The organism is Nocardia rosealba, from assembly GCF_020216065.1.
In the GTDB taxonomy this organism is placed as follows: Bacteria; Actinomycetota; Actinomycetes; order Mycobacteriales; family Mycobacteriaceae; genus Nocardia; species Nocardia rosealba.
Genome location: NZ_JAIWNA010000002.1, coordinates 1 through 14,656 on the forward strand (window position 1 = coordinate 1; position 14,656 = coordinate 14,656).

Below are 14,656 nucleotides of genomic sequence, written 5' to 3' on the forward strand. Positions count from 1 at the left end.
TGTTACGGCGGTTATAGCGGTGGGGAAACGCCCGGTCCCATTCCGAACCCGGAAGCTAAGGCCACCTGCGCCGATGGTACTGCACTCGACAGGGTGTGGGAGAGTAGGACACCGCCGGACAATCATTGCGATAGGGGACCCTTATTTGGGTCCCCTATCGGCGTTTGTGGGGCAGAAATGTCCCCGGCACGCCAGGCGGACGATGCCCCGTTGTCCGTCCGTGGTTGAATTCTTTGCAGGCGGGGCCATGACAACACTCCCCGGAGGCCGGGGAACCTAGAAAGGGATCGCCGTGTCGGAACACAACGACGGACGGAAGTCTTTCCGCCGGGACGGAGACGCCCGCGGTTTCGGCCGGCGCGGCGAACCGACCGACCGCCCCCGTGGCGGTCAGGGCGACAATCGTAGCTCGGCAGGCGGCTCCGGCCGCGGCGGCTACAACCGTGACGATCGCGGCGGTTCCGGCGACCGAGGCGGTTTCCGCCGCGACGACAGCGGCGATCGTGGGGGTTCGGACCGCGGTGGCTACCAGCGCCGCGACGACAGCGGTAAGGGCGGGTACCCCCGGCGCGACGACGCCGCACGCGGTGGTTCCGGTGATCGTGGTGGCTTCCGCCGTCGCGACGAATCCGACCGTCCCGCAGGCGGTTTCGACCGCGGTGGTGACCGCGGCGGCTCCCGTCGCAACGATGACGACCGCCCCCGTGGCGGTGGTGGATTCCGTCGCAACGAGGGCGATGACCGTTCGCGCGGTAGTTCGGATCGCGGCGGCGATCGCGGCGGCTTCCGCCGGAACGAAGGCGATGACCGTTCGCGCGGTGGATTCGATCGCGGCGGAGACCGTGGTGGTTTCCGTGGCAGCGACGACCGCCGAAGCGGTAGTTCTGACCGCGGTGGTTTCCGCGGCAATGACGACCGTCGTGGTGGTTCCGATCGTGGCGGTTTCCGGCGCAGCGAGGGCGATGACCGTTCGCGCGGCAGCTCGGATCGCGGTGGCGATCGTGGCGGTTTCCGGCGCAATGAAGGTGATGATCGGTCGCGCGGTAGTTCGGATCGCGGTGGGGATCGCGGCGGCTTCCGCCGGAACGAAGGTGACGATCGTTCGCGTGGTGGATTCGATCGCGGCGGAGACCGTGGTGGTTTCCGTGGCAGCGACGACCGCCGAAGCGGTAGTTCGGACCGGGGTGGCTTCCGACGTAATGAAGGTGACGACCGTTCGCGCGGCAGCTCGGATCGCGGTGGGGATCGCGGTGGCTTCCGACGCAACGAAGGCGACGATCGTTCGCGTGGCTCGTCGGATCGTGGCGGCGATCGCGGCGGCTTCCGCCGTAACGAGGGCGATGATCGGTCGCGCGGTAGTTCGGATCGCGGTGGGGATCGCGGCGGCTTCCGCCGTAATGAAGGTGATGACCGTTCGCGTGGTTCCTCGGATCGTGGTGGCGATCGCGGTGGTTTCCGTCGCAGCGAGGGCGGCGACCGTTCGCGCGGTGGAGTCGATCGCGGTGCGGACCAGGGTGGGTTCCGACGTGGTGAGAGCGATGACCGTTCGCGGGGTGGCAGCTCCGATCGGGGTAGGTACCAGCGACGCGATGACGATCGCGGTGCCCGTCGCGACGACGACCGTGGACGCGGCGGGTTCAAGCGCAATGCCGGGACCGGCGGTCGCGGCAAGTTCGTCGGCGAGGACGGCGCACCCCTGGACGGGACCTACCGTGAAAAGCGGAAGGAACGCGAAGGCGATGTGCTCGGTGTGATCTCGGCGGGCGACGTCGAGGGTGTTCCGGCAGACCGCGTTGCCGAGGACGCGTCCACTGAGCAGGGTAAGTCGTCGACCGAACACGTGGATTCCGGTTCCGGGCGTGAAGAGGCAGGCGGCCCGAGCGAGTCCGAGCACCGGAAGAGCTCGGACCGCGACGACCAGCCTGGTGACTCCGGTGCCACTCGCTCCGAGCTCTCGGACCGCGATGACCATGCAGCTGGCTCGGGCGTCGATGATCGCCGCTCGGCGAGCAACAGCCCGATCGACGACATCGATGGCAACACGAAGTCGCGCGGCTCGGACAACGCTGCGGAATCAGCGGGCGTCGCCGATGTCGACAGCTCGAACGCCGGCGAGAACGAGTCGGATCGCGCGAGCTCCGGATCTGACCGCGGCAACGACGATTCGGCTCGTGACTCCGCTCGCGCATCGCGTGAGAGCGAGGATTCGGCCCGTTCCGACGATCGTTCGAGCCGCGAAGACGTCGGCTCGGACCGCGGTGAAGACGACTCGAACCGTGCGGATGACCGGGCACGCGACGATGATCGCTCCAGTCGTGGGGGCTTCCGCTCGGATCGTGGAAGCGACCGCGCACCGCGTGGCGACGATCGTTCGGACCGCCGCGACGACCGCGGCGGAAGCGGTTACCGTGACTCGGGCGCCAGCCGGTTCGACAACGATGATCGCCGTCGTGGCGGCGAGGGTGCTCGTGCCGCGGGCGGTAGGCCGACCGATCGTCGGGCGGCCCGTCCGGAAGAGCCCGATATCCCCGAGGACGTGCAGGCCTCCGATCTCGATCCGGCTGTGCGCCGCGATCTGCTGAGCCTGGACAAGAGCAATGCCGAGACCGTCGCTCGGCACATGGTCATGGCCGTCGAGCTGCTCGAAGACGATCCTCGGCTGGCGCTGGCCCATGCCAGGGCCGCCAGGCAGCGGGCGGGGCGGATCGCTGTGGTGCGTGAGACGGCCGGTGTGGTGGCCTACCACGCCGAGGAATGGGCCGAGGCGCTGTCGGAGCTGCGGACCGCTCGGCGCATGTCGGGTGGGTCCGGGCTGCTCGCTGTGATGGCCGACTGTGAGCGTGGACTCGGGCGGCCGGAACGGGCCATCGAGTTGGGGCGTAGTGAGGAAGCTCAGGCGCTCACCGGTGACGAGGCGACCGAGTTGCGGATCGTTGTCGCTGGCGCCCGGATGGACCTGGGGCAGTTCGATCAGGCTGTGGTGACGTTGCAGTCCTCGGATCTGGACCCGGCGCGTACGGGGTCGGCTGCTGCGCGGCTGTTCTATGCGTATGCGGATGCTCTCGTGGCTGCTGGGCGTACTGATGAGGGTTTGCAGTGGTTCCTCAATGCTGCGGCTGCCGATGAAGATGGTGAGACTGATGCGGAAGAGCGCGCTACCGAATTGACCGGTGGGGACGCTCAGTAGTTCGTTGAATGCGCAGCCGTCGGCTGGGGTCCGTAAGGGCTTCCGGCCGGCGGCTGTTGCTGTGTGTGGGCTGCGGAAGATGCGAGTCAGGACCGCAGGTTCGGTCCATGTTCGGTGCGTGGCGTCGATATCGCGAGTGCCTGCTCACTAGTTCCGACAACTCTCGGCGCTATTTCAGGCTGCGGTGGTCGGTCTTCCGGCTGCGTTCGAGTGTTGGAGGGGTGATGCCGGAGGGGCTTGTTCGACGGCAGTGGTGGGGCGACGCGCCGGGGGACGGGGTGAACATGGGCACTCTGGGGGGTCGGGGGTGGTGGGGATGCTCGATCATGAAGGTGGCGAGGGCGATTCGGGGTGAGCCGAATTTGTCGGTGGTCTCGCTTAGGGTCGCAGATGTACTCGGCCCGGCACGACGACGGAGTGAGGGTGTGTGAATCGGCTACGGGATCAATATGAGGCCTTGCTGCTCGATCTGGACGGGACGCTGTACCGCGGGCCCGAGGTGATCGATGGCGCACCCGAAGCGCTTGTGCCGCAGGGTGATTCAGCGCAGCGGTTGGTTTATGTGACCAATAATGCGGCGCGTGGGCCCGCGAAGGTGGCGGGGCATCTGGCCGAATTGGGGTATCCGGCGGCTGCCGAGGACGTGGTGACCAGTGCACAGGCGGCTGCGCGCATGCTCGGTCAGCGGCTGTCGGCGGGGGAGGAGGTGCTGGTTGTCGGCACCGATGACCTCGCGGCCGAAGTCGAGGCGGTCGGTCTGAAGCCGGTTCGCCGGTTCGCGGACGTGCCGCCGGCAGCTGTGGTGCAGGGGCATTCGCCGACTACCGCCTGGCCCGACCTTGCCGAGGCTGCCTACGCCCTGCGCGCGGGGGTGCTGTGGGTGGCCGCCAATACCGACCGGACCTTGCCGAACGAACGGGGGCTCGCGCCCGGCAACGGGTCGATGGTCGCCGCGCTGCGCACCGCGTCCGATCGCGAACCGCTGGTGGCCGGCAAGCCCTATGCGCCGCTGATGGAAGACGCCGTCGAGCGGGCGGGGACGCGAAACGCGCTGGTCGTCGGAGACCGGCTCGACACCGATATCGAGGGTGCGAACGGTCTCGGCCTCGATTCGCTGCTCGTGCTGACCGGGGTGAGCACCCTGGACGAGGTGGCCGCCGCGTCTCCCGAGCAGGTGCCTACCTACATCGCGCAGTCCCTCGACGCCCTCAATGCCGAGATCGTGCCGGGAGTGGTCGCACCCGCCGATGTCGCGGATCTGTTGCGGCAGCACCCGGGCAGGGCGGTACGGGTGCGCGCGGCCGATTCGGAAATCCGATAGCGTTGACGTCACGATGAGTACTCCGAGTTCGCCGCCGCCCGGCGCGTCACCGCAACCCCGACCAGGGATCCCGATGCCCGGCAGTCACCTGCCGGGCGCTCAGGCGCATCACGTACCGGCCGACCCGAACCGGATCAGATCCCAGGTCGACGAGTTGCTCGCCGAACTCGGCGAGCGACCCGCAGCGGGACCTGCGGAGAACACCGAGACCGGGGCCGACATCACCCGCCGTGCGCGCATCCTCGAGCAGGCGCACGAGGTGCTGGTGGACGCCCTGGCGACCGTGGACAAGATCTGAGGTGGCCAGACGAGCGCGGGTGGATGCCGAACTGGTTCGCCGCGGATTGGCCCGATCGCGGGAACACGCGGTCGAGCTGATCGGCGCGGGCCGGGTCTTGATCGCCGGGACTGTCGCGGTGAAGCCGGCTACCGCCGTGGAGGCGGGCACGCCGCTGATCGTGCGTGAGGAACCCGACGAGGTGTCGTGGGCGTCGCGTGGCGCCCACAAGCTGCTGGGTGCCCTCGAGGCGTTCGAGCCGCAGGGACTCGAGGTCGCCGGTAAGCGGTGCCTGGACGCGGGCGCCTCGACGGGCGGGTTCACCGACGTGCTGCTGAGCAAGGGTGCGCGGGAGGTCGTCGCGGTCGACGTCGGCTACGGACAGCTGATCTGGCGTCTGCAGAACGACGAACGCGTGCGCGTGCTCGACCGCACCAACGTGCGCGGCATCACCGCCGAAACTATCGGCGGCACAGTCGAATTGGTTGTCGGAGATCTGTCGTTCATCTCGCTGGGGCTGGTACTGCCCGCGTTGGCGGCCTGCGTGAGCGACGGCGCCGATCTGCTGCCGATGGTGAAGCCGCAATTCGAGGTCGGTAAGGAACGGGTCGGTTCCGGTGGTGTGGTGCGTGACCCGGCGCTGCGGACCGAGGTGGTCTGCGAGGTCGCGGCCGCTGCCGGCGCGCTCGGTCTGCGCACCCTCGGTGTCGTCGCCAGCCCACTGCCGGGACCGTCCGGCAATGTCGAATATTTCCTGTGGTTGCGCAAGGTCGGACCGTTCGACTACGACGCGGAACAGGTGGCGGCGCTCGTCGCCCAGGCTGTGGAGGAGGGGCCGCAGTGAGTTCGCGTGAGAGCGGCCGCGAAATTCTGCTCGTCGCCCATCCGGGACGTGCGGAGATCATCGAAACGGCGCACCGGGTGGCGAAGATCTTCGCCGCGGCGGGCATCTGCCTGCGCGTGCTGGCCGACGAGGCCGACAGCACCCGATTCGAGGACGAGCCGGGCGGATACCCGGTCCGCGTCGTCCCGCACAGCCCGTCGGCGGCCAAAGGGTGCGAGATGGTGCTCGCGCTCGGCGGCGACGGAACGTTCTTGCGCGCCGCCGAACTCGGCAGGCCGAGCGGTGCTCCGGTGCTGGGAATCAACCTCGGCCGCATCGGTTTCCTCACCGAGGCCGAGGCCGAACACCTCGACGAAGCACTCGCCCAGGTGGTCGACCGCGACTACCGGGTCGAGGACCGGCTGACCATCGACGTCAGCGTCCGGGTGGACGATGTCGTCACCGAACGCGGCTGGGCCCTGAACGAGGCCAGCATCGAGAACGCGCAGCGCATGGGTGTGCTCGAAGTGGTGCTCGAGGTGGATGGGCGCCCGGTATCGGCCTTCGGCTGCGACGGAATTCTCATCGCCACGCCAACCGGTTCGACCGCGTACGCCTTCTCGGCGGGTGGTCCGGTGGTGTGGCCGGAGCTCGAGGCCATGCTGGTGATTCCCAGCAACGCGCACGCGCTGTTCGCCCGGCCGCTGGTGACGAGCCCGGAATCGTTGATCGCCGTGGAAGCGGTGGCCACCGGGCACGACGCGATCGTCTTTCTCGACGGGCGGCGCACGCTCGCCTTGCCGCGCGGCGGCCGTGCCGAGGTGGTGCGCGGCGAACGACCGGTGCGGTGGGTGCGGCTGGACTCCGCGCCCTTCGCCGACCGGATGGTGCGCAAGTTCCAGCTGCCGGTCACGGGCTGGCGGGGTAGACAGCGAACGGGGAAGGACACCGATGCTGACCGAGATCAGGATTGACGGACTCGGCGTCATCTCGACGGCCACCGCGCAATTCCACGAGGGACTGACCGTGCTCACCGGCGAGACGGGTGCGGGTAAGACGATGGTCGTCACCAGCCTGCACCTGCTCAGCGGCGCCCGCGCGGACGCGGGCCGGGTACGGGTCGGTGCGTCGAAAGCCGTGGTCGAAGGCCGTTTCGTCGTCGACGACGTGAACGACGCCGCCCGCGCCGCGATCGGCGAGGTACTGGAATCGGCCGGTGCCGAGGCCGACGAGGACGGCAGCGTGATCGCCGTGCGCACCGTCAACAGCGACGGGCGTTCGCGAGCCCACCTGGGTGGTCGCGGCGTGCCCGCGGCGGTGCTCGGCGAGTTCACCTCCCGCCTGCTGACCGTGCACGGACAGAACGATCAGCTGCGCCTGCAGCGGCCCGAACAGCAACTCGCCGCACTCGACCAGTTCGCGGGCGACGGTGTGGCGTCGTTGCTGCGCAAGTACCAGGTGCACCGCCGCACCTGGCTCGACGCGCGCACCGAACTCCTCGAACGCACCGCCCGCAGTCGTGAACTCGCTCTGGAAGCCGACCGGCTCAAGCATTCGCTCGCCGAAATCGACGGCATCGCACCCGAACCCGGTGAGGACACCCGGCTGGTCGCCGAGATCCGCAGGCTCAGCGACCTCGACTCGCTGCGTGAGGCCGCTGCCGCAGCCCACGAGGCGCTGTCCGGGCCCGCCGACTCCAGCGCCGACGGCGGCGGGGTGCTCGACCTGCTCGGTGGGGCGCGTGCCCGCCTCGACTCGGCCGACGACCCCGCCCTGACCGCACTCGCCCCGCGCCTCGGTGAGGCGATCGCGGTGGTCGTCGATGTGACGACCGAACTCAGCGGCTACCTGTCGGAACTGCCCTCGGACCCCAGCGCCCTGGACACGATGCTCAACCGCCAGGCCGAACTGAAATCACTCACCCGCAAATACGCACCCGACATCGACGGTGTGATCGCCTGGGCCGACGAATCCCGCGCCCGCCTCGACTCCCTCGACGTGTCCGAGGACGCACTGGCCAAACTGGCCGCCGAGGTCGAGATCGCCGCGGGCAAAGTGCGCGAGGCCGCCCGCAAACTCAGCGCCGCCCGCACCAAGGCCGCGACCAAACTGGCCGCCGCCGTGAGCACCGAACTCGGCGGGCTGGCAATGGGCAAGGCGCGCTTGGAAGTTCAGGTGCGGCCGTTGCGGGCGAGTGCCCAGGACTCCGCGCCGCTCGATGTCGACGGGACCACCCTGCACGCGGGCTCCAACGGCGTCGACGAGGTGGAATTCCGGCTGTCGGCGCACTCGGGCGCGCAATCGCTACCGCTGAGCAAGAGCGCCTCCGGTGGTGAGCTCTCGCGCGTGATGCTCGCGCTGGAAGTAGTGCTCGCCGGCTCGGATCACGGCGCGACCATGGTGTTCGACGAGGTCGACGCGGGCGTCGGCGGTCGGGCCGCGGTGGAGATCGGCAAACGCCTCGCCCGCCTGGCCCGCACCCATCAGGTGATCGTCGTGACCCACCTACCGCAGGTGGCGGCCTTCGCCGACACCCACCTGGTGGTGAACAAGTCCGACGACGGAAAAGGCAAGGTGGACAGCGGAGTTCGCACCCTCACCGACGAGGAACGCGTGGTGGAACTGGCCCGCATGCTGGCCGGCCTCGACGACACCGAGACCGGCCGGGCACACGCGGAAGAACTGCTGGAGACCGCTCGATCAGAGCGAAGCGTCTCGCTCTGATCAGCGCAGCGCCTTGCGGATGCCGCCGATGAGCTGGTTGGTCAGCTGGCGCAGGCCGAACTCCATGGCCTTGGCCGGAACGGGCAGCGACGGCTCGGATTCCATGGTGTAGACCACGCGGGTGCCGCCCTCGGCGGTGTCGGCGAAGGTGATGATGCCGACGTGGCGCTTGACCGGCGCGCCCTTGACGATCTTGTACTCCATGCGCTCGCCGGGGACCAGCGCGGTGATCTCCTCGGTGACGCCGAGCTTGCCGAAGCCGAGCAGGTGCTGGGCGCCGACACCGGTGACGGCGTCGCCCTGCTTCACGAGCTTGACCTGGATGGGCAGGTGGGGGCTCACGCTCTCCCGCTCACTGAAAAGGCGGTAGACGATGTCGCGTGGGGCGTCGAGAACCGTCTCGACAGTGCTGCTCGGCATTGTTTTCTGCTCCTGATCGAAGTATCTGTGACAGGGAGCATACGGGTATCGGGGCGGGCGGTGACTCGGCGCGCCTCCACCAAAGGTTGAGGGTTTGGCTTCATCATCGGGCTCATGAAGATGCCGGCGTTGTTGTCACGGAACACCGAAACGCTGCCCGGTGTCGCCGGGATCGCGCGGGTGGATCGCAATACCCGGCGATTGCTCGGTCGGGTCGGCGCGGGCGATGTCGTGGTCCTGGACGAGACCGATCTGGATCGCCATACCGCCGACCGGCTCGTCGAGGCGGGCGTCGTGGCGGTGATCAACACGTCGCCGTCGATTTCGGGTCGCTATCCCAATCTCGGTCCGGAGGTGCTGGTCGCCAACGGGATCGTGCTCATGGACGCGGTTTCCTCGGACGCGTTCGGCAAGATCAAGGACGGCGCGAAGATCCGCATCGACGCCGGTGTCGCCTATGCCGACAAGCTGACCAAGAAGGAACCCGAGGTCCTGGTCGAGGGCATCGAGTTCGACGAGTCGACGATCGCGGACCGGATGATCGAGGCCCGCAACGGGCTGGCCGATCACCTCGACGCCTTCGCGGGCAACACCACCGAGTTCGTGCGCACCGAGAGCGCGCTGTTGATCGACGGTATCGGTGTGCCCGATATCGAGCTGGATCTGCGCAACCGGCACGTGGTCGTGATCGCCGACGGGCCGGGGCATCTCGAGGAGTTGCAGCGGCTCAAGCCGTTCATCAAGGAGTACGCGCCGATCCTGATCGGGGTGGGCCGCGGTGCGGATACGTTGCGCAAGCTCAAGTACAAGCCGGATCTGATCGTCGGTGATCCGGACGAGATCAGCACGGCCACCCTGCGTTCCGGTGCGGAGATGATCCTGCCCGCCGACACCGACGGCCACGCACGTGGGCTGGAACGCATCCAGGACCTCGGTATCGGCGCGACGACGTTCCCGTCGTCGGGGTCGCCGACCGATCTGGCGTTGATGCTCGCCGATCACCACGGTGCGTCGCTGATCGTGCTGGCCGGTGCGCACGCGTCGCTGGAGGACTTCTTCGACCGTGGCCGCCGTGACAGCAATCCGGCGACGTTCCTGACCCGGCTGAAGGTCGGCGCGAAACTGGTGGATGCGAATGCCGTGTCGACGCTGTACCGGCATCGGTCGACCGGTGCGGCGCTGGCGTTCGTGGTGCTGGCGGCGCTGGTGGCGGTGGTCGTGGTGATTCTGGCCTCGCAGAGCGGGTCCGAGGTGTTCGATGTGGCCGCCGGGTATTGGGACCGGCTCGTCGAGTGGGTGCGGGTCCAGCTGTGATCTCACTGCGGCAGCACGCCATTTCGATCGCGGCGATCTTCCTGGCTCTCGCGATCGGGGTGGTTCTCGGTTCCCAGACGGTGGCCGCCGATCTGCTGTCGGGTCTGCGTTCGGACAAGGATGATCTCAGCGGTCAGGTCGAGGCGTTGAGCGCGGAGAACGACCAGCTCACCAGCCGTCTGGATGCGACGGACGGCTTCATCGCCGGTGCGTCGGGCCGCATTCTGGCAGGCACTTTGGCCGACCGTCGCGTGCTCGTGTTCACCACCCCCGATGCGGATCCCGCCGATGTCGACGGTGTGCGCAAGGCGCTCGAAACGGCGGGCGCCTCGGTGACCGGCCGGATCGCGCTCACCGATGCTTTCGTCGACAGCGGTGAGGGTGATCGCATGCGATCGGCGCTGACCAATGTCGTCCCCGCGGGGGCGCAGCTGCGCACCGGTGCCGTCGACCAGGGCAGCATGGCGGGCGACCTGCTCGGCCTGACGCTGTTCACCGACCCCGCGACGAACAGTCCACGCGCCACCGCCCAGGAACAGGCCCTGCTCCTGGAAACCCTGCGCGGCGGCGGCTTCCTCGCCTACGGCGACACGCCGACCGACCCCGCCCAGATGGCCGTCGTCGTCACCGGCGACGGCATCGCCGACGACGCCGGCCAGGGCGCGACCATCGCCCGCTTCACCGGCGCCGTCCGCGCCCGCACCGCCGCCACGGTCCTGGCGGGCCGCCCCGGCGCCGCCGAAGGCAACGCCCCCATCGCCCACGTCCGCGCCCAGGCCCCCCTCGCCACAACCGTCACCACCGTCGACAACATCGACCGCGAAACAGGCCGCGTAACAACAGCCCTCGCCCTCCCCGAACAACTCAACGGCGTAGCCGGACGTTACGGAACAGGCCCGTCAGCAACCTCCCTGACACTGGTAGCAATGCCCCGCTGATTGAGAACCTCACCACCACAAAGAGGTGACTTTCCGCGCCGGCGATCCCAACAAAACCCCTGATCTGGCAAGCACATGGGTAACTCCCCGGGTACGGGCCAAGTCCTCCCCACCCAACCGTAAGCGGCCGACGCGACAGTTAACCCACCTCGGTTGCGCTTGAAGTTCCGGGGAGGCGGTACTGTGGTGGTCCGTGGGTCATCAACGGAATCAGGCTCGAAATGCCACCAAGCACATCTTCGTGAGCGGTGGCGTCGCCTCCTCTTTGGGTAAGGGTCTCACCGCTTCCAGCCTCGGTCAGTTGCTGACCGCGCGCGGTATGCGGGTGACGATGCAGAAGCTCGACCCGTATCTGAACGTCGATCCGGGCACCATGAACCCGTTCCAGCACGGTGAGGTGTTCGTCACCGAGGACGGCGCCGAGACCGATCTGGATGTCGGTCATTACGAGCGTTTCCTCGATCGCGATCTGTCCGGTGCGGCGAATGTGACGACCGGTCAGATCTATTCGACCGTGATCGCCAAGGAGCGGCGGGGCGAGTATCTGGGTGACACCGTGCAGGTGATCCCGCACATCACCGACGAGATCAAGAACCGCATCATGGCGATGACCGGTCCGGATCTGCAGGGTCATGTGCCGGATGTGGTGATCACCGAGATCGGCGGCACCGTCGGGGACATCGAGTCGCAGCCGTTCCTCGAGGCGGCGCGCCAGATCCGCCACGATGTGGGTCGCGACAATGTGTTCTTCCTGCATGTGTCGCTGGTGCCGTACCTGGCGCCCTCGGGTGAGCTCAAGACCAAGCCGACGCAGCATTCGGTGGCGGCGCTGCGCAATATCGGTATCCAGCCCGACGCGCTGATCCTGCGCTGTGACCGTGAGGTGCCGCAGGGCCTGAAGAACAAGATCGCGCTGATGTGCGACGTGGACGTCGAGGCGTGCATCTCCACGCCGGATGCGCCCTCGATCTACGACATCCCGAAGGTGCTGCACAGCGAGGGCCTGGACGCCTACGTCGTGCGCAAGCTGGGGCTGCCGTTCCGCGATGTCGACTGGACGGTGTGGGGCGACCTGCTCGAGCGGGTGCACTCGCCGCGCGAGACCGTGGAGGTGGCGCTGGTCGGCAAGTACGTCGATCTGCCCGATGCCTACCTGTCGGTGACCGAGGCGCTGCGTGCGGGTGGCTTCGCGCATCGATCGAAGGTGCAGATCCGCTGGGTGCCCTCCGACGAGTGCGAGACCGAGGCGGGCGCGCAGGCCGCGTTGCGTGATGTGGACGCGGTGCTGATCCCCGGCGGTTTCGGTATCCGTGGCATCGAGGGCAAGCTCGGCGCCATCAGTTACGCGCGCAGGCGCGGTATCCCGCTGCTCGGCCTGTGTCTCGGCCTGCAGTGTGTGGTGATCGAGGCGGCCCGTTCGGTCGGCATCGCGGACGCGAATTCCGCCGAGTTCGAGCCGGATACCAAGAACCCGGTCATCTCGACCATGGCCGACCAGGAAGACGTGGTCGCCGGTGAGGCCGATCTGGGCGGCACCATGCGTCTGGGCGCGTACCCGGCCACCCTGCAGAAGGGTTCGGTCGTGGCGCAGGCCTACGGCAGCGAGCACGTGTCCGAGCGGCACCGCCATCGCTTCGAGGTGAACAACGCCTACCGCGACGCGATCGCCAAGAGTGGTCTGGTGTTCTCGGGCACCTCACCAGACGGGCACCTGGTGGAGTTCGTGGAGTACCCGGCATCGGTGCATCCGTTCTTCGTCGCCACCCAGGCGCACCCGGAGCTCAAGAGCCGTCCGACCCGGCCGCATCCGCTGTTCGCCGCGCTGATCCACGCCGCATTGAAATACAAACTGGCCGAACGCCTTCCCGTAGACTTCCCGGAGGAAGAGCTCGCGGAGCAGGCCGCGGAACTCTGAATCGGTGGCAAGGCGGCGATGAGCGAACCCGGTAAGCACGACTTCGAGACGGTATCGAGCCGGGTGCTCTACAGCGGCGCGATCGTGGCATTGCGCCAAGACCAGGTCGCGATGCCCGACGGGCGGGTCGCCGAGCGTGAGGTCATCGAGCATCACGGTGCGGTGGCGGTCCTCGCGCTCGACGATGAGGGACGGGTGGTGCTGATCCGTCAGTACCGCCATCCCATCCGCACCCGGCTGCTCGAACTGCCCGCCGGGCTGCTCGATATCGACGGCGAGGACCCGCTCACCGCGGCCAAGCGCGAGCTAGCCGAGGAGACGGGCCTGGCCGCCGCCGAATGGTCGGTGCTGGTGGACGTGGCGTTGTCGCCGGGTTTCACCGACGAGGCGCTGCGGGTGTTCTTCGCGACCGGGCTCACCGAGACTCATCGCCCGGACCCAGAGCACGAGGAAGCCGACCTGGAATTGGTGCGGATGCCGCTCGACGAGGCAGTGCGTGCGGCGTTGGCGGGCGAGATCGTGAACGCCACTGCCGTGGCGGGCGTGCTCGCGTACGCCTCGGCTCAGGCGAACGGGTTGACCCTGCGTCCGGCCGACGCACCGTGGCCCGGTCAGCCGACGGCGTTCCTGCGACGCAAAGCAGCCGAGGCGCGAACCGACGCCCGGTCGTGACGCGGCTTCCGGAGCACGTACAGGCAGCCGCGTTCCGGTACGGCGGCGGCGGGTAGGCGCGGATGAGCGTGCTGGCGCGGGAGATCGACGCCTACCTCGACCATCTGGCGGTCGAGCGCGGCGCCGCGCGCAACACGCTGGGCGCCTATCGGCGTGACCTGGCCCGCTACCAGGCTTTTCTCACCGCTCGCGGTGTCGGGTCGTTGCGCGACGTATCCCAAGGGGACGTCGCCGAATTCACGATGGCCCTGCGTGCGGGCGGCGAGGATCATCCGCCGTTGGCCGCGGGGTCTGTCGCCAGGGCATTGATCGCGGTGCGCGGGTTGCACCGGTTCGCGGCCGCCGAGGGCATCACCGACACCGATGTGGCGCACGCGGTGAAACCACCCGCGCCGGGTCGGCGGTTGCCGAAAGCCTTGCCGTACGACCAGGTTCTGCGCGTGCTGGAAGCTGCGGGCGGTGAAGGCGGCGCGGACGACGGCGGACCGCGCGGTCTGCGGGACCGGGCGCTGCTGGAATTGCTGTACTCCACGGGCGCCCGCATCTCGGAGATGGTCGGCCTCGACGTCGACGACATCGACACCGAACAGCGGTGCGTCGTGCTGCGCGGCAAAGGTGGCAAACAACGCCTCGTCCCCATCGGCAGGCCCGCGCTCGCCGCCGTCGACGCCTACCTCGTGCGCGGCAGACCCGCACTCGCCGCGAACGGAAAGGGAAGCGGCGGCGCCCTTTTCCTCAACAACCGGGGCGGCAGGCTGTCACGGCAGAGCGCCTGGCAGGTGTTGCAGACCGCGGCCGAACGTGCGGGCATCGGTGCGACGGTGTCGCCGCACACGCTGCGCCACTCCTTCGCCACCCACCTGCTCGACGGTGGCGCCGACGTGCGCGTGGTACAGGAGCTGCTCGGGCACGCCTCGGTGACGACCACCCAGATCTACACCCTCGTCACGGTGAGCACCCTGCGTGAAGTGTGGGCGACGGCCCACCCGCGTGCCCGCTGAGGGTGACCTCCCCACTTCGGGTGAAGCGGGTATCGTGCGAACACGCCCGGCGTTGCCATGCCGT

General features: G+C 68.4%; 13 protein-coding genes and 1 rRNA gene. 12 read left to right on the top strand and 2 right to left on the bottom strand.

Going from position 1 to position 14,656, the window contains the following annotated elements:
- Positions 1 to 3: 3 nt before the first annotated feature.
- A 5S ribosomal RNA gene (rrf, locus tag LDL21_RS06745) occupies positions 4 to 120 on the top strand.
- Positions 121 to 154: 34 nt separating this feature from the next.
- Here rrf and LDL21_RS06750 read toward each other — a convergent pair.
- Entirely contained in the window at positions 155 to 1,972 is a 1,818-nt protein-coding gene (locus tag LDL21_RS06750) for a hypothetical protein (protein ID WP_225280354.1), read from the bottom strand.
- A gap of 57 nt (positions 1,973 to 2,029) precedes the next feature.
- On the opposite strand from LDL21_RS06750, the gene LDL21_RS30145 reads away from it, so the two are divergent.
- The 6 genes from LDL21_RS30145 to recN all read left to right on the top strand — a co-directional run bounded on the left by LDL21_RS30145 (position 2,030) and on the right by recN (position 8,332).
- Entirely contained in the window at positions 2,030 to 3,187 is a 1,158-nt protein-coding gene (locus tag LDL21_RS30145) for a hypothetical protein (protein WP_372462167.1), read from the top strand.
- Between the two features lie 427 nt (positions 3,188 to 3,614).
- Entirely contained in the window at positions 3,615 to 4,508 is an 894-nt protein-coding gene (locus tag LDL21_RS06760; protein ID WP_225279264.1) for an HAD-IIA family hydrolase, read from the top strand.
- Between the two features lie 13 nt (positions 4,509 to 4,521).
- On the top strand, positions 4,522 to 4,806 hold the full coding sequence (locus LDL21_RS06765) for a hypothetical protein (RefSeq protein WP_181698620.1): 285 nt from the start codon (positions 4,522 to 4,524) through the stop codon (positions 4,804 to 4,806).
- Position 4,807: 1 nt separating this feature from the next.
- Positions 4,808 to 5,629: a TlyA family RNA methyltransferase gene (locus LDL21_RS06770; RefSeq protein WP_225279265.1), complete on the top strand. Its 822-nt coding sequence runs from the start codon at positions 4,808 to 4,810 to the stop codon at positions 5,627 to 5,629.
- Positions 5,626 to 6,582, top strand: coding sequence for an NAD kinase (locus LDL21_RS06775; protein WP_181698622.1), 957 nt, complete (start codon positions 5,626 to 5,628; stop codon positions 6,580 to 6,582). The genes LDL21_RS06770 and LDL21_RS06775 overlap by 4 nt, the downstream gene beginning before the upstream one ends.
- Positions 6,560 to 8,332 (top strand): DNA repair protein RecN, encoded by a 1,773-nt coding sequence (gene recN, locus LDL21_RS06780; protein ID WP_181698623.1) that lies wholly within the window; start codon positions 6,560 to 6,562, stop codon positions 8,330 to 8,332. The genes LDL21_RS06775 and recN overlap by 23 nt, the downstream gene beginning before the upstream one ends.
- Here the strand turns inward: recN and LDL21_RS06785 are convergent, their stop codons facing one another.
- Entirely contained in the window at positions 8,333 to 8,752 is a 420-nt protein-coding gene (locus LDL21_RS06785; protein ID WP_067493939.1) for an SRPBCC family protein, read from the bottom strand. It lies immediately after the preceding gene.
- A 114-nt stretch (positions 8,753 to 8,866) separates the two neighbouring features.
- On the opposite strand from LDL21_RS06785, the gene steA reads away from it, so the two are divergent.
- The 5 genes from steA to xerD all read left to right on the top strand — a co-directional run bounded on the left by steA (position 8,867) and on the right by xerD (position 14,592).
- On the top strand, positions 8,867 to 10,066 hold the full coding sequence (steA, locus tag LDL21_RS06790; protein ID WP_225279266.1) for a putative cytokinetic ring protein SteA: 1,200 nt from the start codon (positions 8,867 to 8,869) through the stop codon (positions 10,064 to 10,066).
- The gene (locus tag LDL21_RS06795) at positions 10,063 to 11,004 is read left to right on the top strand and encodes a copper transporter (protein WP_181698626.1); all 942 of its coding nucleotides are present in this window, start codon (positions 10,063 to 10,065) and stop codon (positions 11,002 to 11,004) included. The genes steA and LDL21_RS06795 overlap by 4 nt, the downstream gene beginning before the upstream one ends.
- 193 nt (positions 11,005 to 11,197) lie before the next feature.
- On the top strand, positions 11,198 to 12,919 hold the full coding sequence (gene pyrG, locus LDL21_RS06800) for a CTP synthase (protein WP_067493949.1): 1,722 nt from the start codon (positions 11,198 to 11,200) through the stop codon (positions 12,917 to 12,919).
- Positions 12,920 to 12,937: 18 nt separating this feature from the next.
- Positions 12,938 to 13,591 (top strand): NUDIX domain-containing protein, encoded by a 654-nt coding sequence (locus LDL21_RS06805; protein ID WP_181698627.1) that lies wholly within the window; start codon positions 12,938 to 12,940, stop codon positions 13,589 to 13,591.
- Positions 13,592 to 13,653: 62 nt separating this feature from the next.
- Positions 13,654 to 14,592, top strand: coding sequence for a site-specific tyrosine recombinase XerD (gene xerD / locus LDL21_RS06810; RefSeq protein WP_225279267.1), 939 nt, complete (start codon positions 13,654 to 13,656; stop codon positions 14,590 to 14,592).
- Positions 14,593 to 14,656: the final 64 nt, after the last annotated feature.